The 20,061-nt window shown below is 32.0% G+C and carries 19 protein-coding genes and 2 tRNA genes; 16 read left to right on the forward strand and 5 right to left on the reverse strand.

What is annotated here, in order from left to right; all coding sequences use genetic code 11:
• Positions 1-128: 128 nt before the first annotated feature.
• The 4 genes from ACFHWD_RS19230 to ACFHWD_RS19245 form a co-directional block, all read right to left on the reverse strand.
• Positions 129-1,274 (reverse strand): ArgE/DapE family deacylase, encoded by a 1,146-nt coding sequence (locus ACFHWD_RS19230; protein ID WP_179978362.1) that lies wholly within the window; start codon positions 1,272-1,274, stop codon positions 129-131.
• Positions 1,258-2,505, reverse strand: a complete 1,248-nt coding sequence (locus tag ACFHWD_RS19235; RefSeq protein WP_378062878.1) for an MFS transporter — start codon at positions 2,503-2,505, stop codon at positions 1,258-1,260. The genes ACFHWD_RS19230 and ACFHWD_RS19235 overlap by 17 nt, the downstream gene beginning before the upstream one ends.
• An 82-nt stretch (positions 2,506-2,587) precedes the next feature.
• Positions 2,588-4,204, reverse strand: coding sequence for an amidohydrolase family protein (locus ACFHWD_RS19240; protein WP_229982076.1), 1,617 nt, complete (start codon positions 4,202-4,204; stop codon positions 2,588-2,590).
• 101 nt (positions 4,205-4,305) lie between these two features.
• Positions 4,306-5,919, reverse strand: coding sequence for a PucR family transcriptional regulator (locus ACFHWD_RS19245; protein WP_229982075.1), 1,614 nt, complete (start codon positions 5,917-5,919; stop codon positions 4,306-4,308).
• A gap of 213 nt (positions 5,920-6,132) precedes the next feature.
• Here ACFHWD_RS19245 and ACFHWD_RS19250 point away from each other — a divergent pair, with 213 nt between their 5' ends.
• The 8 genes from ACFHWD_RS19250 (at position 6,133) to disA (ending at position 14,459) form a co-directional block, all read left to right on the forward strand.
• The gene (locus tag ACFHWD_RS19250) at positions 6,133-6,366 is read left to right on the forward strand and encodes a hypothetical protein (RefSeq protein ID WP_150357972.1); all 234 of its coding nucleotides are present in this window, start codon (positions 6,133-6,135) and stop codon (positions 6,364-6,366) included.
• Positions 6,367-6,467: 101 nt separating this feature from the next.
• Positions 6,468-7,100, forward strand: coding sequence for a histidine phosphatase family protein (locus ACFHWD_RS19255; protein WP_150357971.1), 633 nt, complete (start codon positions 6,468-6,470; stop codon positions 7,098-7,100).
• A 168-nt stretch (positions 7,101-7,268) separates the two neighbouring features.
• Positions 7,269-7,754: a CtsR family transcriptional regulator gene (locus tag ACFHWD_RS19260; RefSeq protein WP_150357970.1), complete on the forward strand. Its 486-nt coding sequence runs from the start codon at positions 7,269-7,271 to the stop codon at positions 7,752-7,754.
• Positions 7,755-7,811: 57 nt separating this feature from the next.
• Positions 7,812-8,360, forward strand: coding sequence for a UvrB/UvrC motif-containing protein (locus ACFHWD_RS19265; protein WP_150357969.1), 549 nt, complete (start codon positions 7,812-7,814; stop codon positions 8,358-8,360).
• Positions 8,361-8,362: 2 nt separating this feature from the next.
• Entirely contained in the window at positions 8,363-9,400 is a 1,038-nt protein-coding gene (locus ACFHWD_RS19270; RefSeq protein ID WP_150357968.1) for a protein arginine kinase, read from the forward strand.
• Positions 9,401-9,420: 20 nt separating this feature from the next.
• Positions 9,421-11,859 (forward strand): ATP-dependent Clp protease ATP-binding subunit, encoded by a 2,439-nt coding sequence (locus ACFHWD_RS19275; RefSeq protein WP_150357967.1) that lies wholly within the window; start codon positions 9,421-9,423, stop codon positions 11,857-11,859.
• A 165-nt stretch (positions 11,860-12,024) separates the two neighbouring features.
• Positions 12,025-13,380 (forward strand): DNA repair protein RadA, encoded by a 1,356-nt coding sequence (radA, locus tag ACFHWD_RS19280; RefSeq protein WP_150357966.1) that lies wholly within the window; start codon positions 12,025-12,027, stop codon positions 13,378-13,380.
• Between the two features lie 14 nt (positions 13,381-13,394).
• Complete coding sequence (gene disA / locus ACFHWD_RS19285; protein WP_150357965.1) at positions 13,395-14,459, forward strand: DNA integrity scanning diadenylate cyclase DisA; 1,065 nt, start codon at positions 13,395-13,397, stop codon at positions 14,457-14,459.
• A gap of 38 nt (positions 14,460-14,497) precedes the next feature.
• Here disA and ACFHWD_RS19290 read toward each other — a convergent pair whose 3' ends face one another.
• Positions 14,498-14,899 carry a DUF1573 domain-containing protein gene (locus ACFHWD_RS19290; protein ID WP_150357964.1) on the reverse strand — a complete coding sequence of 134 codons (402 nt, stop codon included), beginning with the start codon at positions 14,897-14,899 and terminating at the stop codon, positions 14,498-14,500.
• 346 nt (positions 14,900-15,245) lie between these two features.
• Between ACFHWD_RS19290 and ACFHWD_RS19295 the strand changes: the two genes are divergently transcribed.
• From ACFHWD_RS19295 to ACFHWD_RS19330, 8 genes are all read left to right on the forward strand, one after another.
• Complete coding sequence (locus ACFHWD_RS19295; protein WP_150358928.1) at positions 15,246-16,349, forward strand: PIN/TRAM domain-containing protein; 1,104 nt, start codon at positions 15,246-15,248, stop codon at positions 16,347-16,349.
• A gap of 3 nt (positions 16,350-16,352) precedes the next feature.
• On the forward strand, positions 16,353-17,051 hold the full coding sequence (gene ispD, locus ACFHWD_RS19300) for a 2-C-methyl-D-erythritol 4-phosphate cytidylyltransferase (protein ID WP_150358927.1): 699 nt from the start codon (positions 16,353-16,355) through the stop codon (positions 17,049-17,051).
• Positions 17,052-17,158: 107 nt separating this feature from the next.
• On the forward strand, positions 17,159-17,584 hold the full coding sequence (locus ACFHWD_RS19305) for a Mini-ribonuclease 3 (RefSeq protein ID WP_150358926.1): 426 nt from the start codon (positions 17,159-17,161) through the stop codon (positions 17,582-17,584).
• A gap of 70 nt (positions 17,585-17,654) precedes the next feature.
• Positions 17,655-18,482, forward strand: a complete 828-nt coding sequence (rlmB, locus tag ACFHWD_RS19310; protein WP_179978369.1) for a 23S rRNA (guanosine(2251)-2'-O)-methyltransferase RlmB — start codon at positions 17,655-17,657, stop codon at positions 18,480-18,482.
• On the forward strand, positions 18,479-18,991 hold the full coding sequence (locus tag ACFHWD_RS19315; RefSeq protein WP_150358924.1) for an NYN domain-containing protein: 513 nt from the start codon (positions 18,479-18,481) through the stop codon (positions 18,989-18,991). The genes rlmB and ACFHWD_RS19315 overlap by 4 nt, the downstream gene beginning before the upstream one ends.
• Before the next feature lie 75 nt (positions 18,992-19,066).
• The gene (gene sigH, locus ACFHWD_RS19320; RefSeq protein WP_150358923.1) at positions 19,067-19,708 is read left to right on the forward strand and encodes an RNA polymerase sporulation sigma factor SigH; all 642 of its coding nucleotides are present in this window, start codon (positions 19,067-19,069) and stop codon (positions 19,706-19,708) included.
• A gap of 84 nt (positions 19,709-19,792) precedes the next feature.
• A tRNA-Gly gene (locus tag ACFHWD_RS19325) sits at positions 19,793-19,867 on the forward strand.
• 9 nt (positions 19,868-19,876) lie between these two features.
• Positions 19,877-19,952: transfer RNA gene (locus ACFHWD_RS19330), tRNA-Thr, on the forward strand.
• Positions 19,953-20,061 lie beyond the last annotated feature (109 nt).

Consider the following 20,061-nt stretch of genomic DNA (forward strand, 5'->3'; position numbering starts at 1 on the left):
TCTGAGATCCACCATCCAGGGTTTAATTTTTTGAGCTTCTTCCATGATGGTCATTTTTATCATCTCCAAACTAGATAATTCTCATTAGAACCTTAAAATTATTTACTATACTCTCTTTATAAGGCATATTATTTAAGGTATCTTAAGGCTATTTTTTTATAAAATTTAATGGCATCCAAATATTTGCTTATTTCTATATATTCATTTGCTTGGTGTGCTATTGATTCTTCACCTGGACCATAAATAAATAATGGAAAATTGGTTTTTAATCCAGAAACAAATGTGGATGCATCTGTATAATATTTTGCTCCTTTAAATTTGTGTTCATAATTAAATAATTCATCTGCTGTAGATTGTGCCAATTCAACGAATGGATCATCCATTGAAGTTTCAACTGCTATTAAGTTATTTAATATTTTTAATTCAAATTTAGCATTGGAATTTTTTTCGATTTCTTTTATTAGGAATTTAATATCTGATATAATTTCTTGATGATTTTGTCCTGGAACTGTACGTATGTCCATTTGCATTTTACATATGTTAGGAACCATATTAGTCCTGATTCCGCCGGAAATAATAGAAATATTTAAAGTTGGCTCTCCAAGCAGGTTGTTTTCCTTATATTTAAATTTAAATCTGTTGTGGAGAATGTTTATTAAAGAATTCATATTTTCAATTGCATTAATTCCCTTATCTGGCATTGAACCATGTGCAGTTTTACCATAAGAAATCACCTCAAGCCATAATGCTCCTTTATGAGAAATAAAAATTTCATTGCTGCTTGGTTCTCCGATTATCATCGCCCCTATATTTTTTAAAATACCATCTTGTATTACTGCTTTTGCTCCAAGGCTATCAACTTCTTCACCTGCAGTAGCAGCTAAAATGAGATCACCTTCTAAAGGGATCCCCTCTTTAGCGATTTCAACCATAGCCATTGTTAAAGCAGCCAGTCCACCTTTCATATCTGATGCTCCACGGCCATAAAGACGTCCGTTTATTTCCTGTACCTCAAAAGGTTTGTATTTCCAGGGAATATCTCCTGGTGGTACTGTGTCCATATGTCCTGAAAATACTAAACTTTTTTTGTTACCATTTCCTTTAAGCTTTGCTATTAAATAAGCACGGTTTTCTTCTATAGGACGTATGGTTGAGGCGATGCCGTTTTCATTTAATTCTTTAGCGATTATTTTGGCAATTTGTTCTTCATTACCAGGAGGATTTACACTATTAGTATTTAAAAGCTCTTTAAGAAACTCAATTTGTTTTTCCATTTATATTCACCTCTTTCTTTTCATGTATTGTGAACGCAATACTAGTGGAAATAAGGCAGGCAACGACAAGAAAGGCAAATGCTATTCCAAACGAACCTCCAGCCATTTGAACTAGAAATCCTATTGCAATTGGTGAAATAAATCCTGCAATTTGACCGGCAAAATTAATAAGTCTGGAGGATGAACCCATTACCTCAGAAGGTAAAATATTCATTGGGAGAGCCCAAATACCGCCAAATGCCATGCAGACGAAGAATCCAGTAAAAGTTAAAAAAGTCATAGCTAATGCTTCATTTGGAGTTATATAAGTTAAGATTAAACAGAGAGCTGTAGATATTAAGGAAATTATAATTACAAAGCGGCGCTTACCGACAAAATATTTATCGGAAAAATAACCTCCTGCAACAGTTCCTATTGTTCCTGCGAAGAAAGGTAGTGATGCAATTATGCCCATCTTTACTAATTTAAAACCACGTGCATTTACTAAATAAGTGGGTATCCAGGAAGAAAACCCCCAAAACACTATGTCAAAAGCGAAAAAAGTAAAAAATATTTTCCATACCACAGGAAGTTTAACAACATCCCTAAAACTTAGTTTATTAGCTGAGCATTCTTCAGGGTCTTTTTCATTGATTATTTTTAATTCCTCAGGGGATATCATATTGCTATCTTCAGGTTTATTTCTTACAAAGTATAAGATTAATGCAACAACTATCATGCCTGGAATAAACAGAAAATAAAATACAGATCGCCAACTGAAGGCTGCCATAATTCCTACTACAAATAAAGGTGCAATTGCAGGACCTAAAGAGTTTGAAGACAGCATAAAAGAATTGGCGGTTGCCCTTTCTTTTTTTGGGAACCAGGTGGAAACGGTTTTCCACGAACCTCCCGGAAAACTGGCCTCACCCAGGCCAAATAGGAATCGAATGATCAACATGCTAAGCAGCGAAGTAGCCATACCAGTAAAGGCAGTAAATGCTGACCACCATGAAACGGCTATAGCCATGACTTTTCTGGCCCCAAATTTATCTGCCAGCATACCCCCTGGGATTTGAAAAAGTGCGTATCCTAAGAAAAATGCACTTATCACAACACCCATTTCAACTGATGTCAAATTAAAATCCTTAGCGATATATGGTATGGCAACAGTCATTACCATTCTGTCCATGTAGCATACAGTCCATGTGATAAATAAAATTAGTAAGATTATATTTCTTTTTTTTGGCATGCTTTTTCCCTTCCTTTAATTCATAATATTCTGGATTTTAGAACGCTAATATTAATATATTAGAATTGAACAGAAAAATGTATTATTTTTTTAGTAGTACATTTCCATTACCTTTATTGACAATCTTATTATTCTTTACTTCAATTTTCCCATTGACTAGTACATATTTTATCCCGTCAGGATAATGAAATGGATCATTAAATGTGGAATTATCAATGATTTTATTTTCATCAAATATTGTGATATCCGCTTTCATCCCCTGCAGTATCATTCCTCTGTCTCTAATTCCATATCTTTGAGCAGGGTATGATGTTATTTTTCTTATAGCTGTAGTTAGAGATATTAAATTTTCTTGTCTTACATATTTACCAAGTATTTTTGGAAATGTGCCATATAATCTTGGGTGTGGTTTGCCGCCATATAGTCCATCTGTTCCAACCATTCCTAATTCGTGTTTTAAAATAGTTTTTACATCATCTTCACACATCATATATACTGCCATTCCAACTGCACCGTCTTCTTTTATTAATAAATCACATACTACATCTATAGGTTCTTTATTCATTTCGTCTGATAGCTGTTTAATGGTTTTCCCTAAGCATTTCTGGCTATTTTTGGATTTCACTGAAGTTATAAGTATTCCGTCCCACCCGCCTAGATTAGCATAATTGTCCCAACCGGCTTTTGAAGTCAGCCCATCCACGGGAGACTCCCCGTTTATCTGCCTATTGACTTTAACCCTGATATCTTTATCTGAAATTCTTGCTTTCATTTTTTCATTTCCCCCATCGAGAACCCATGGAGGCAGAACCTGTCTTAACATGGTACTGCATGAATCATAAGGATATTGATCAAAGGTTATGTCAAATCCATCTTCTCTAGCTAGCTCAATCATTTTGATAACTTTATCTATGGATTTATGCCAATTATTTTTTCCACCAGCTTTTAAATGGGAAATTTGAAAGGAGACTCCGGTTTCTTTGGTTAGATTAATTACCTCCTGCACTGAATTTATCAAATCATTTCCTTCATTTCTCATGTGTATTCCTACCACACCATTATTTTCAGCAACTATTTTACAGGTTTCTATCAGTTCTCTATTAGTTGCAAATACTGTTGGGACATATATCATACCTAGAGACATACCGAAGGCTCCTGACTTCATAGATTCATCGATAATTTGTACAATTTTTTTTATCTCATCATCATTGGGTTCTCTACTGTCAAAACCCATTACCATAAGCCTTGCGGCTCCGAAAGTTACCAAATATCCAGCATTAATTGACGGTTGCTTTTTTTCAACTTCTTTTAGGTATTGTTCTAACGTATTCCAGTTGAAGTGAATTTCAGGATATTCTCCGAATATTCCATAAATATAATTTCTCCAATTTTCTTTGTCTTCGTTTTTTATTGGGGCAATTCCTATTCCACACTGGCCGTTTATTTCAGTTGTTACACCCTGCATTAATTTCTCTGAGGCCGTTGGTTCACCAAGTATCCTTAGATCTCCATGGGAATGTGCATCGATAAAGCCAGGACAAACAATGAGATCTTCAGCATCAACTATTTCATTTGCATCTTTTTCTGAAATATTTCCTATGTGAGATATAGTATCGCCTATTATGCCTATGTCTGCTTTATACCAGGGATTTCCGCATCCTGATATGATCTTTCCATTTTTTATTACAATATCGTACAATTTATAAACCCTCTTTCTAATAACTTATTTGGTATATCTTATCACTAGCATATAGCATTTACACTGTTCCAATAATATAAAAATAATGGCTGAGTTTTGTACTACTCAGCCATCTCCATTAATTTTAAGGATATGGTTATATTTATTCTTTCTTCAGAATTTCTGAGATCAACATTTAGCAGTTCATTAATTTTATTAAACCTATATTTTATAGTATTATAATGTAAATACATTTTTTCAGAAGTAACCTTAAGGTTCCAATTGTTTTTTATTAAATAGTATAGTGTATTTAGCAAATCTCCATTATTTTTTTTATCGTGATCTATTAATTCCTGTAAATTAGATAAATAAAAATTTTTTGCAGCATTACTTTTATATATTAGCGACAATAATTTATATATACCAAGTTCATCATAAGAAATTACGTTATTACACTTGTATATAATTCGTCCTAATTTTACTGCCATTTTAGCATTTTTATAGCTTATATGAGAATTCATTACTGATGATTCATAATTTCCAATTCCTATAGTAGCTGTAAAATTGGTTTTTTTTAGTATGTTTGCATTTATTTCTCTGCATATTTTTTTTAACTTGTTGGAAAATTTTAATTTATCTTTATATATAGGCTTAATTAATAAGGTAAGGCTATCATTGAATGTAGTATAGGGAACTTCTTTAAAATATTTCTTTAAAATTTTTATTGCAGATTTAAATATGATTAGTTTTGTATTTTCAAGACTATAATTCATTTTTTTGTTCTTTATTTTTAGATAATTCATCTTGAAATTATCTATATCTACAATAATAGATATTATCCCTGCGTCAAAATTCCAATTATAGAGTTTGGATCTATTTTTTACTTCTTCACTTGTTTTTATATTATTTGTTATTAAGTCTCTTACAAATTCATTTCTATATTTTTCTTCTATTTGCATGTTGGATATTTTTTTTTGAATATCGAGTTTTAATACCGTACTTGCGTGTTCTACAACCATTTTATTGTATTCAGACACATATTTATTTTTTATTTTTTCGTTGGATATAATAATATATCCATAATTTTTTTTATCTATATTTATTGGATAATGATCATATAACGACAAAATTTTATCTATTTCAAATGATTTAATGTCATTAAAGAATTTGGAAAACTTATCCAAATTTGAATTGACGTATTTTTTATCAAAATATGTATCATAAAATGCAACATCGATTTTCAATATATTTCCCAGGGTATCAACTATTTGTTGTGTGTTACCTCCATTTATAACAAGAGAAGTAAATGATCTATGAATATTTTCGGAATACTTTAGTTTTAGAGCTTGTTGATTTATAATTAAAGAAAGTACAGGATTTATAATGTCTATAAATGCACAATAAGAAGGTATCTGTATTATTGGAAAGGATAGGTTGTCAGCTGTTTTGAGCACTTTATCCGGGAGTGCATCGATAAACCTGTTGAGTTTTATGCCAAATGCAGAAGCACCTGAATTTTCAATTTTAATTATCAATTCTTCAATTTTATTAGGTACATATTTCATCCAGTAACCAGTTGTAATAAAAAATTCGCCGCCCTTTAGCCATTTATACATATCTGGTGCTTCCATGACAGTGACGGATTTAACCCTTCTGTTTGTTCCATCATGTCCTGCTAATATTTTAAAGTCAGAGAAACTTTTAATTTTAAGCATATTTTCAACTGTTATTGACATATAATCTCCCCCTTTTTTATTAATTGTTCTATTTTTAATATATAATATATGTTGGAAGTTTTCTATTTATAAATTTTGATTGAAATCCTGTAGATAGGGTAAAAGTAAAGTTATCTGATATATTTTCAAATTTTTAAGCTTATGTATATTTTGGCTGTTTAGAATAAATAATAATTTTGTTAATAAGTACTTAATCTACAGGAGATAGATAATATGTCTGAATATAAAATGAATATAAAAGGGAAGATTGTTTTAGAGGATTATAGTAGTGTATATGATTATATGTCGATAATAGGGGAAAATGACAATTTGACGATAGAGATAGATGGAGATGATGATGAAAATAAAGAAATAATATGCAATATGCTGAAGAATAAAAAATTTACTGTTAGCTTAAATGAAACTTGTGATGGAAAGCGGCGTTACATAAAAGCATTTAAAATGTAGGGAATAAATTAAAAAAATAAAAATTGTATGGTATAATAAAAAATTATAAGAACTATGTCGTATGTAAAATAATGTTAAACTGTTGATAAGGGGAGAAATGTATGATTAAATTGTATATGACAAGGCATGGAGAAACATTGTGGAATACTGAAATGAGAATGCAGGGTAGAAAGGATTCACCTCTTACTGAGAGAGGAATTCGACAAGCTAATTTATTAAGAAAAAGATTGGAAAATATTGATTTTAGTGTGGTGTATTCCAGTCCGTCGGGTAGAGCAATAAAGACTTCAAAAATATTAGTAAATTCCAAAAATATACCCATAATAAAAGATGAAAGGCTTATGGAAATAGATTTAGGAGAATGGGAAGGTTTTGATCAAAAACAAATTGAGAAAAAAAACTCAGAACAGCTTCATAATTTTTGGACTAACCCTAAAATTTATGAGCCAATTGGCGGCGAGAAATTTGAACAGGTGAGAGCAAGAATAATACCCTTAATTAAAGAAGTTATAAATAAATATGAGAGCAAAAGTGTATTATTTGTAACTCATGCTGTGACTTTAAAGATAATAATGTCATATTTTCAGGGTATGTCTTTGGATGAGTTATGGCATACACCCTATATTCATCAGACGAGTTTGAGTCAAGTAAATATACAAAATGGACAAGCTACGGTTGTGTTATATGGGGATTTGTCACATTTAGGGAAGGTGAAAAAGGTAGAGACAATATAAATTGCAATTAAAATTAATATATATTTTAAAAAATGGATAAAATATCAGATATATTGAATATATGAATGTAAATTGCTTAATATTAGCTTATATAGAAGTTGATTAAAAGGGATATAAATAATATTATTAAATAAAGGTCAAAGAAAGTCAAAGTCAGAAGGTGATAAGGTGGCAAGACTGTCAGATATAATAGAAGAATTTATAAAAGATATGTTTAATAATAGCGATGAAACTCAGCTTCAGATTGGAAGAAATGATTTGGCCAACTATTTTAGTTGTGCTCCTTCCCAGATAAATTATGTGTTGACTACTAGATTTACTATGGATAAAGGTTATTATATAGAAAGTAAAAGAGGTGGCGGCGGATGTATAATTATAAGAAAGATTGAGTTTAATTGCAATAAAAATTTGCTTAAAACCATAATCAGAAAGATAGGAGATAGTATAACTTATAATTCAGCTGTAAAGATCATAGAGGGATTATTTGAAGAGGAAGTAATAACGGAAAGGGAAAATATGATATTAAAGACTGTAATAAATGATAGGACGTTAAACAATGTTCAACTTGAGAGCAAGAATAAATTGAGGGCAGAGATATTAAAGGCAGTTATGGTGCTTATATTTAATACACCTAAATTTGTTATTAATAGATAAATATGTGATATAATAAAATTGTGTTAAAGTAATAACAATATATATGGGAGTGATAATGTGCTTTGTGATATATGTAAAAAAAATGAAGCTACAGTTCATATAACGAAGATAATAAATGGTTCCAGACGGGATATTAATTTATGTGAAAAATGTGCCATGGAAAAAGGGGAACTTAATTTTGTACCTCAGATAGATTTTGTATCTCCATTTAGTTTCCAGAATATATTAGGCGGAATTATGGATTATATGATAAATGCCAATAACGAGCAGTATAAGAGTTTTGATATATCCTGTAAAAATTGTGGAACTTCATATAATGAATTTAAAAAAACAGGTCTTTTAGGATGCAGCGAGTGTTATAAAAACTTTAGCAATATTTTAGGCCCAATTATTAAAAGAGTTCAGGTTAATTTAGATCATAAAGGGAAAATACCAAAAAGAGCTGGAAAAAATATGATTAAAGAGAAAAAGCTTTTAAAATTGAAAGCAGATCTTAAAAATGCAGTGTCTCTAGAAGAGTATGAGAAGGCAGCCACAATAAGAGACATGATAAAAGACATAGAGGGACAAAATGGGCAAAATAAAGATAACAGAAAGGAGGATTAGCTGTGGACAATTGGATTACTACTTGTGATAATAAGGAAGATTTGGTTATAAGTAGCAGAATGAGGCTGGCGAGAAATTTGGCTAAAGTTCCTTTCCCTCGTAAATTAAATGTAGAAAGGAGCAGGGATGTAATAAAAGGTATAGAAAATGCTTTTTATACTTCACCGGAAATTAGACAGGAATTTAAAACTAATTATTTATGGGAAAAAAATAATAATGAGAGGCAGCTTTATCTGGAAAAACATCTTATAAGCAAAAATTTAATAGAAAATAGTGATAAAACCGCTTTTATTCTCAATGATAAAGAAACCGTAAGTATTATGATAAATGAAGAGGATCATGTAAGAATTCAGTGTATAACAGCAGGATTAAATTTAGAAGAAGCCTATAGCTTAAGTGATAAAATTGATGATCTTCTTGAAGAAAATCTAGAATATGCCTTTGATGAAAAGTTAGGTTATTTGACAGCATGTCCTACTAATATTGGCACGGGATTGAGAGCATCTGTTATGCTGCATCTGCCGGCACTTTCACTGAATAATCAAATGAATGGACTGTTGAATGCATTGGCCCAGGTTGGAATGACCATTAGAGGATTGTATGGTGAAGGCTCTAAACCTGTGGGAAACATATACCAGATTTCTAATCAGATAACTTTAGGACGAAGTGAAGAAGAAATATTAAGCAGCTTAAAGGCTATAGTTATTCAGGTGATAAATGAGGAGAAAATTTCCAGAGGCAGTCTTATGAAAAAATATAAATATGAGCTGGAGGATAGAATTTATAGAGCACTTGGTGTATTGAGATCAGCTGTACTTTTAAATTCAAATGAATGCCTGAAGCTTTTATCCGATGTAAGATTGGGAGTAGAGATGGGAATAATTAATGATGTGAATAAAGTTACATTAAATGATCTTTTAGTGAATATACAACCGGCTGCTATACAAAAGCAATATGATAAAAATTTGTCGAGTAATGAAAGAGATTTTAATAGAGCAAAGCTCGTTAGAGAAAAATTGGCTGTAAATACAGCCCAGTAAAAGGGAAGGTGAATTTGGTTATGATGTTTGGAAGATTTACAGAGAGGGCACAAAAAGTGCTGATCTACGCCCAAGAAGAAGCTCAAGCGCTTCAACATGGATACGTGGGTACGGAACATGTACTTCTTGGTATATTAAAAGAAGATGGAATAGCTAAGAATCTTTTAAATAATATGAATATTACTATTGAAACAGTGCGAAGCTTTATAGAAGAATATGAGGGCAGAGGAGAAATAGATCTATATAACAAGGAGATTCCACTTACCCCTAGGACAAAGAGGCTTTTAGAATTGAGTTTGTTTGAAGCTAGAAACTTGAATCATAATTATATTAGCCCGGAGCATATTTTGCTTGCGCTAATTAGAGAGTCAGAAGGTGTAGCTTTTACTATTTTAAATAATTTAGGAGCAGATTTCAATAAGCTTAGAAAAGAGCTCGTAGATGCGCTTTCAGGAGAGCAGTCTTCAAATTTAAATGGAACTAAAAAGGAAAAGGGTGAACCTACTCCAACGCTTGATCAGTTTGGCAGGGATTTGACTGATATGGCAAGAGAAGGAAAATTGGATCCAGTAATAGGCAGAGAGAAAGAAACTCAAAGGGTTCTTGAAATATTGAGCAGAAGAACTAAAAATAATCCTTGTTTAATAGGAGATCCTGGTGTAGGGAAAACTGCCATAGCAGAGGGACTTGCAGAAAAAATAGTTTCAGCTAATATTCCTGAGCTTTTAAAAGGGAAAAGAGTGGTCACATTGGATCTTTCCTCCATGATAGCAGGTTCAAAATACAGAGGAGAATTTGAGGAAAGACTTAAAAAAGTTATGGAAGAAATAAGAAAATCAGGTAATGTAATATTGTTTATTGATGAAGTTCATACTATAATAGGGGCAGGAGCAGCTGAAGGTGCTATAGATGCATCAAATATATTAAAGCCTGCTTTAGCAAGAGGAGAAATTCAATGTATTGGAGCTACAACTATAGATGAGTATAGAAAGTATATTGAAAAAGATTCTGCTCTTGAGAGAAGGTTTCAGCCTATATTAGTAGGGGAACCTACTAAAGAAGAAGCTGTTTTAATATTAAAGGGGTTACGAGATAAATATGAAGCACATCATAGGGTGAAGATAATAGATGAGGCTATTGATGCCGCAGTAAATTTGTCAGATAGATACATTACGGATAGATATTTGCCAGATAAAGCCATTGATTTAATTGATGAAGCGGCTGCTAAGGTGAGAATACAAAATCTGGTTGCTCCACCTGATCTAAAGAAAAAGGAGGAGGAACTGGAAAAGATAACTAAGGAGAAAGAAGATTCTATTAGAGTTCAGGATTTTGAAAAAGCGGCTAAATTAAGAGACGAGGAAAAGAAATTAAAGGATAAATTAGAGGGATTAAAAACTAATTGGAAAACTAAGAAAGAAGTATCCACCCTCATAGTTGGAGAACCGCAAGTTGCATCGGTTGTATCTCAGTGGACTAATATTCCAGTGGAAAAATTAACTGAAAAGGAATCGGAGAGACTGTTGAATTTGGAAAATATTCTCCATAAGAGAGTAATAGGACAGGACGAAGCAGTTAAATCCATATCGAGGGCAGTTAGAAGAGCTAGAGTGGGACTTAAAGATCCGAAAAGACCTATAGGTTCATTTATATTTTTGGGACCTACTGGTGTTGGAAAAACAGAGCTGTCAAAGGCATTAGCTGAAGCCATGTTTGGTGATGAAAATAACATGATAAGAATTGACATGTCCGAATACATGGAAAAACACACTGTATCTAGACTTATAGGCTCTCCCCCAGGATATGTGGGTTATGATGAAGGCGGCCAGCTTACTGAAAAAGTAAGGCGGAATCCATATTCAGTGGTATTATTTGATGAAATAGAAAAAGCCCATCCTGAGGTATTCAATATACTGCTGCAGATACTTGAAGATGGAAGATTGACGGATGGTAAAGGAAAGACTATAAACTTTAAAAATACCATAATAATAATGACATCCAATGTGGGGGCATCTACTATAAGAAAACAAAAATCCATGGGATTTGCAATTGAAGATGAAAGCACAAAGGAAAGTCAATATGAAAAAATGAAAGATAATATAATGGAAGAACTTAAAGATTCTTTTAGGCCTGAATTTTTAAATAGAATTGATGATATAATAGTTTTCCATCAATTGGAGAAAAAAGATTTATTACAAATAGTAAAACTCATGTTGAAAAGTGTTTCTGCAAGGCTTATGGATCAAGATATAAAAATTAATTTTACTGAAGAAGCCCAAAAATTATTGGCAAAGGAAGGTTTTGATATAACCTATGGTGCAAGACCGCTGAGAAGAGCTATAACGAAAATTGTAGAAGATAAACTTTCAGAGGAAATGCTTAGAGGAAATGTCAAAAAAGGAGATAATGTAAAGGTAGATGTAAATAATGAAGAATTATTTTTCGACAAAGTTAATTAGGAGTATCTTTAACTAGATGATTCTTGAAGCTATTTTAAAAAGATAAAAATTAAACTTTATGCCTTGTAGGCATAAAGCTTAATTTTTATTGAAATCTAAACATTTTTTACAAAAGTAGTTAAAAATGTTGTATGATCATGTTTTAATATGAAAGGAGACAATTGAGTGGCAAGAAAAAAAACTGTTTTTACGTGCCAGAAATGTGGATATCAATCTCCAAAATGGCTCGGGAAATGTCCTAGTTGTAACAGTTGGAACAGTATGGTGGAAGAAATTAAGTCCCCTCAAATAGAATCTTTTAAGCATTTAGGATTTAGCAGTACACCTAAAAGTATAAATAATATAAAATCAGGTGAATATGAAAGACTTGATACTGGTATAATGGAATTGAACAGAGTTTTAGGTGGAGGTATTGTGAGGGGATCTATTACACTTATATCAGGTGCTCCAGGAATAGGAAAATCCACATTACTTTTGCAAACTGCCAGTAATATTGCCAAAAGATATGGAAAAGTATTATATGTTTCAGGAGAGGAGTCCGAAGAACAGATAAAAATGAGGGGGGATAGGCTTAAGGCATTATCTGATGATCTCTTTATAGTTTCCGAGACTAATTTGGATAAAATAGAGGAACATGTACAAAAAAATGAACCCATATTTGTAGTTGTAGATTCTATACAGACTTTATTTAAAGAATCTATTAGCTCAGCACCGGGTAGTGTGTCTCAAGTAAGAGAAACTTCTAACGATATTATGCGTATAGGGAAAGAAAATAATATATCCTTTTTTATAGTGGCTCATATTACTAAACAAGGGGAACTAGCGGGACCAAGAGTGCTTGAGCACATGGTAGATACTGTGTTATCTTTTGAAGGTGAAAGAACAGGGGAGTTTAGAATACTTAGAACTGTTAAAAATCGTTTTGGTACTACCAGTGAGATTGGTGTATTTGAGATGATAGAAAACGGACTTAGAGAAATAATGAATCCTTCTGAAGTGTTTTTAGAGGAAAGGACATCTCAGAAAGAAGGCTCCGTTGTTATAGGTATAATGGAGGGTAAAAGACCTATTCTGGTTGAAATACAGGCTTTAGTTAGTCAGACCAAGGCTATTATTCCCAGAAGGACAGTGGTTGGAGTGGATATCTCCAGGTTGAATTTAATTTTGGCAGTATTGGAGAAGAAGCTTAAAATACCGTTTTACAATTGTGATGTTTATGTAAATGTGGTAGGAGGCCTTAAAATAGATGGTACTTTTGGTGATCTAGGCCTTGCAATTGCTCTTATATCCAGTGCTAAAGCCAAAGATATATTATTGGATAATTTTTTGGCCGTAGGTGAAATTGGTCTCACAGGTGAGGTTAGACCTGTATCCTATTGTGGCAGGATTGTAAATGAAGCGGAAAAAATGGGATTTAAGAATATAATAGTACCAGATAGAAGTAAAGAAAAAATAAATATTAATGGAATAAATATCATAGGAATATCTTCTTTGAAGGAGGTATTGAATAAAGTTTTTTAATTAGGGTGATAATTTTGAGATTGGAAAAGGAAAAAGAACTTAAAAGTATATTAAAACTCTTAGCACCAGGGACTCAGCTTAGGGAAGGGCTCAGAAATATATTGAAAGCGAAAACTGGTGGACTAATAGTATTAGGAGACAGCGAACAGATATTAAAAATTGTAGATGGTGGATTTACTATTAATTCAGATTACAGCCCCTCTTATATATATGAACTTGCAAAGATGGATGGAGCTATAATACTCAGCAGTGATTTAAAAAAGATACTATATGCAAATACTCAGCTTATTCCAGATTCAAGTATTCCGACTTTTGAGACTGGCACGAGACACAGGACTGCAGATAGAGTTGCAAAACAGACTGGAGCCATAGTTATAGCAATTTCTCAGAGAAGGAATGTTATAACTATATATAAGGGGTATATTAAATATGTACTTAGAGATAGTAGTGTTATGCTAGCGAGAGCTAATCAGGCTCTCCAAACTTTGGAAAAATATGTATCCGTGTTGGATAGGGTGGTTAGCAATCTCAATATTCTTGAATTTCAGGATATAGTTACGCTGTTTGATGTAATGACTGCTATTCAGAGAACTGAAATGGTAATGAGAGTGGTTTCTGAAATCGAAGTATATATATGTGAATTGGGAAATGAGGGAAGGCTGATTTCCATGCAGTTAAACGAACTTATTAAGGGAGTTGAGCGAGATGGAATATTTATGATAAGAGATTACTGCCAAAGTGATATGGATTATGATGATATATATAAGCAAATTCAAGGCATAAGTTCAGATGAACTGTTGAATCTTGATTTTATATCTAAAGCACTGGGGTATGTGGGAGTACCTCTTGTAGATACATTGATATCCCCGAGAGGATACAGAATGTTAAGCAAAATTCCCAGAATACCATCTAATGTAATAGATAATATAGTTAAAAACTTCAGGGAACTTAAAGGAGTTATGGAAGCATCCTATGAAGATCTTGATAAAGTGGAAGGTATAGGTGAAGCTAGAGCCAGAGCTATAAAAAATGGACTTAGGCGGCTTAGAGAGCAGATCATGGTAGATAATAAGCTTTAGCACAAAATAAATATAGTCATATTATTTTGTGCTAAAAATTATCTAAAAGAGTATTTACCAAGGGTAGTTATTTTATCATATTCTTTTAAGAGTATATCGTATAAATTTAAATCCAGTGCATTGCACAGTGATGTAAGATAGAATAAATTATTACCTATCTCATTTTGTATTACATCCCTGCAATTATCACATAATGTCCCTTTTATTTGTGTACTCAAACATGTTTTTAAAGATTCAATATCCATATTAGTATTTTCAAGTATATTTTGCTTTTTAGCGCAAACTTCTATGCAACCGCAATTTGTAACGGATTTTACAATTGCTCTATTTATTCTGGCATTTGACTCTTGAAGTTTAGTTATTATATCTAAAATACTTTTGTGCCTTAATAATGACTCATTTACAGTGTTCTGGAAATCATCAAAGATTACATCTTTCATTAAGTTCAACTCCTTATATAAATTTAGCATATTATCTACAAATTTAATTGTAGTTTTAGATGATCTTGTTAGGTGGAAACTTATCTTATTTATTATATAATAAACCAAGAATAATTTTATGAATAGGGGGATTAGTATGTAAAAAATGGACAAAATTGTTTATGGATCTCAATTTTTGATATAATTATATAAGGGATAATAAATAAATTAAATTATTCATATTAAATGAATAATTTATTAAATAAAGCTAACTTTATTGAAAAAATTATTTTCTTAATATATATTAATTGTTAAAAGGATTGTTAAAAGAAAATATAATTTAATTAGTATAGAGGAGGTGAGTCTATTGTTAAAAAAAATACTTAGAGGACTTTTTACAATAATAGGCTTAATATTAGGATATCTTGTGGGAAAAAGTGCCATAGATTCCACTTATTTTTCCACAATAAATTATTTATATGACGGTCCTGTAAAAAAAATTTTGTTTTTAATTATATTGACGGCAATTTTTGGAATCATAATGTTTTTAATATCGCCATGGATTAATTCTGTTATTATGAAGGTAATGGACTATGTTGAGAAAAGTCTTCAAAAAATTCCTGCAACTGAGATACTATTTGGGGTTGTAGGGGCATTAATAGGACTTCTTGTGTCAGTGGTGTTTCTGGATCTGCTGTCTAAGGTTCCAATTGTAGGTGCTATATTGGCGGTAGTAGTAGCTATACTTATGGCTGCATTGGGTGCCAATATTGCCATACGAAAGAGAGAAGAATTTATGTCTTTGATTTCTAATATAAGTTCTCGAAGGTTTCAAAGTGGTAAAGAGAAGAAGAATAGAAATGAACATAAGGGATATCCTAAGGTTTTAGATACATCTGTCATAATAGATGGAAGAATATTTGATATATGTCAGACTGGGTTTGTAGAAGGACCCCTTGTCATACCTAATTTTGTATTGGCAGAACTGAGACATATAGCTGATTCTTCAGATGGATTAAAGAGAACTCGTGGTAGAAGGGGATTGGACATATTAAATAAAATTCAAAAGGAATTAAATATTGATGTAATAATATATGAAAAAGATTTCCCCGAGATAGAAGAAGTGGATAGTAAGCTTTTAAAGCTTTCTCAAGTTTTGAATGGAAAAGTTGTTACCAATGACTATAATTTAAATAAAGTTGCAGAATTCCAGGGCGTTCCAGTTCTTAATGTAAATGAATTGGCAAATGCAGTGAAGCCAGTGGTTCTTCCAGGAGAGGAAATGAAAGTGCAGATAATTAAAGATGGTAAAGAATCAGGACAGGGTATAGCTTATTTGGATGATGGGACAATGATAGTCATAGAGGGAGGTAAAAAATCAATAGGAGAAACAAAGGATGTGGTAGTTACATCTGTTTTACAGACAGCAGCGGGAAGGATGATATTTGCAAAGCAAAAAGGAGATATATGATCTATGAGCAAAAACTGTGCTGTTATTGTAGCAGCTGGCAGGGGAAAAAGAATGAAAGGTAATGTCAATAAACAGTTTATTTATATTAAAGGTAAGCCGCTGTTGTATTATTCTATAAATGCTTTCAATAAGAATTCTTTCATAGATAATATTGTAGTGGTTTGTGCAAAAAATGAAATTGAATACTGCAGAAAGAATGTAGTTGAAAAATATAATTTGAATAAAGTTAAAAAGATAGTTGAGGGGGGAAGAGAACGTCAAAATTCAGTGTTTAATGGATTAAAGGCTTTGGAGAATTGCGATATTGTTTTAATCCATGATGGAGCAAGACCTTTTGTAACTGAAAAGATTATTAAAGATGGAATAAGATATGCCAATATGTATGGAGCATGTGCCTGTGGAATGAAACCCAAGGATACGATAAAGAGTAAAGGCAAAAATGGATTTTCCAAAGGTACTTTGAGTAGAGAAGGACTTTTTTTAGTTCAAACCCCTCAATGTTTTAAATATGATTTGATTTATGATTGCCATAAAACAGTTATTGAAGAAAAAATTCAGGCTACTGATGATACCATGGTGGTGGAGTATTGTAGGAATAAGGTTTATTTATATGAAGGAAGCTATGATAATATAAAGATAACTACACCTGAGGATTTAAATGTGGCAGAGAGTATGTTGGAGAATATAGAAGAAGGTCATTAATGTGAATTGAGATATATAATTGTTTATGTAAAGGCTATTATCTATTATAGGGAAAGACTCCACCTAAACATAACAGATACTTGATAACTTGGAAATAGGAGATTGAAATGGAAGATAATTTATTTGATGTGAAATGGGATAGCAGCAGTGTAAAGCAAATAAGCCCTCTGACACTTGCTTTTGTGGGAGATGCAGTATATGAAACATTTGTGAGAATATATTTGGTGTATAAGTATAGAGATATGCAAGTGCATAATCTTCACGTGAAAGCCGTAAAATTTGTAAAAGCTCATTCTCAAAGTGAGATTATAAAGAAATTGGAAACACAGTTATCTGAAGAGGAGATGTATTTCTTTAAGAGAGGGAGAAATGCTAAGTCGGGAACGGTTCCTAAAAATGCAGATGTACAGGAATATAGATTTGCTACTGGATTTGAAACTCTAGTGGGTTTTTTATATTTAACAGGAAGATTGGGTAGATTGAATTTTTTATTTAGATCTATAATTATGTTAGAAAGCGAAGGGAAATTTTAAACGGCTTTGTTTACTGGGAAATGTTATCAGGAGGATAAAAGCTCAAAATAAAAATAGAAAAGGTATGGTTATGAAAAATAAATTTAATGTTAAAAAATACAAAGATATTAGTAAAAAGGCAAATTTAAATGATAAAAGTAATTTTAGAGAAGATTTAATAGAGGGAAGAAATGCAGTTATTGAGGCTTTGAAATCTGATAATGGCAAAACTATAGAACAAATATTTATTGCAGAGGGAAGTATATCAGGATCTTCAAAAGTCATAATTGCCATGGCAAAGGAAAAAAATATAGTAGTAAAGAGAGTGGATAGAAGAAAATTAGATAAGATTTCGGAAACGGGAGCTCACCAGGGGGTAATTGCTCAAGTAACCCCATATAAGTATTGTGAAGCTGAGGATATATTAGAATATGCTAAAAAAAAGGGAGAGCCTCCTTTTATAATTGTATTAGATGAAATAGAAGATCCTCATAATTTTGGTTCTATAATAAGAACTGCAGAAATATGTGGTGTACATGGAATTATAGTTTCCAAAAGAAGAAATGTGGGTATTACACCTGCTGTGTATAAGTCTTCTGCAGGAGCAGTAGAGTATATGAAAATATGCAAGGTTACAAATTTAAATAATATAATAGAAAAACTTAAAAAAAGAAATATATGGGTATATGGTGCGGATATGAATGGGCAGAGCTATTGTTTTGATGTTGATTTTAATGGAGCTGTTGCTTTGGTTATAGGAAGCGAGGGAAGGGGAATATCAAAATCAATCAAAGAAAAATGTGATATGTTAGTAAAAATACCTATGTATGGCAATATAGCTTCATTGAATGCTTCTGTGGCAGGTGGTATACTTATGTATGAGATATTAAAACAAAGAGTAAAAAGTGATAAAAATTGAGAAATATTTTCGTAGATGGATATAATGTAATAAATAGCTGGCCCCAATTAAATCATATAAAAAAGTATAGTTTTGAATCTGCAAGACATGAACTTATAGAAATGTTGAGCAATTATGCAGTTTACAAAGGATATAAGATTTTTATAGTTTTTGATGCCCATATGGTTATAGGAAGCTTGGGGAAAAAAGAAAAAATAAATAAGAATGTTATAGTAGTGTTCACCAAGGAAAGTGAAACTGCAGATTCTTTTATAGAAAAAACAGTGAATAATATAGGACGTAAAAATGAAGTTTTTGTAGTTACTTCTGATTCTTTAGAACAGCAAGTTACTTTTCAAAGGGGTGCGGTGAGAATGTCTTCTATTGAATTTTATCATGAAGTTAAGAATATAGAATCAAAAATAAAAAATAAAATTCAAAATAAATATTCGGAGAAAAAACATACTCTAGAAGACAGGATAGAAAAGGATATGCTGGAAAAACTTGAAAAGATTCGTAAAAGTCACTAAAAATCTATTGACTGTAAATTTATTTCTAATGTATAATTAAAATGTGTGGTTTATATTTGTTTTGGAGGGGATATCTTGGAGAGTGCAGGTCTTAATAGTAAACAAATTTCCCCCTTTGCAGAAAAATTAGATGAAGAAGTAATTGTTGAAGCTAAAAAAGGGGACGTAAGGGCTCAAGAATATTTAATAGGTAAATATGAGAATTTTGTTAAATCTAAGGCAAAATCATATTTTTTGATTGGAGCAGATAAGGAAGACATTTATCAAGAGGGCATGATAGGCTTATATAAGGCTATAAGAGACTTTAAATCGGATAAACTGTCATCGTTTAAAGCTTTTGCTGAGCTTTGTGTAACCCGACAGATAATAACAGCTATAAAGACTGCTACTAGGCAGAAGCATATTCCGTTAAATACATATGTTTCTTTAAATAAGCCTATATATGATGAAGAATCTGATAGGACATTGCTGGATGTACTATCAGAAGCTAAAGTAGCAGATCCAGAGGAACTTATAATTAGCAGGGAGGAATTAAATCACATACAAAATGAGATAGGTGAGGTATTATCGAGTTTAGAAATGGAAGTGCTTATGTCATATCTAGATGGTAAGTCCTATCAGGAGATTGCATGTGATTTAGACAGGCACGCTAAATCTATAGATAACGCACTGCAGAGAGTTAAAAGAAAGTTAGAAAAGTGTTTAATTAATAAATAGAAATTACATATTGACAAAAAAATATACTTGTATTAAAATTGATAATCGGTATGTGACTTTTGATATATAATAGAGGTTTTATGGGCGGAAGTAGTTCAGTGGTAGAACACCAGCTTCCCAAGCTGGACGTCGCGGGTTCGAGTCCCGTTTTCCGCTCCAAGTTAAATTGCCCATGTAGCTCAGTAGGCAGAGCGTCACCTTGGTAAGGTGGAGGTCACCAGTTCAATCCTGGTCATGGGCTCCAATAATACATGAGTTTTTTACAACACACCAGGGTAAGTTTACTTTAATAAAATGTGTTATAAACAAGGAGGAAGAATAATGTCAAAAGAGAAGTTTGAAAGGACGAAACC

Origin of the sequence: Clostridium sp. MT-14, from assembly GCF_042436595.1 — a bacterium.
Classification (GTDB): domain Bacteria; phylum Bacillota; class Clostridia; order Clostridiales; family Clostridiaceae; genus Clostridium_B; species Clostridium_B aromativorans.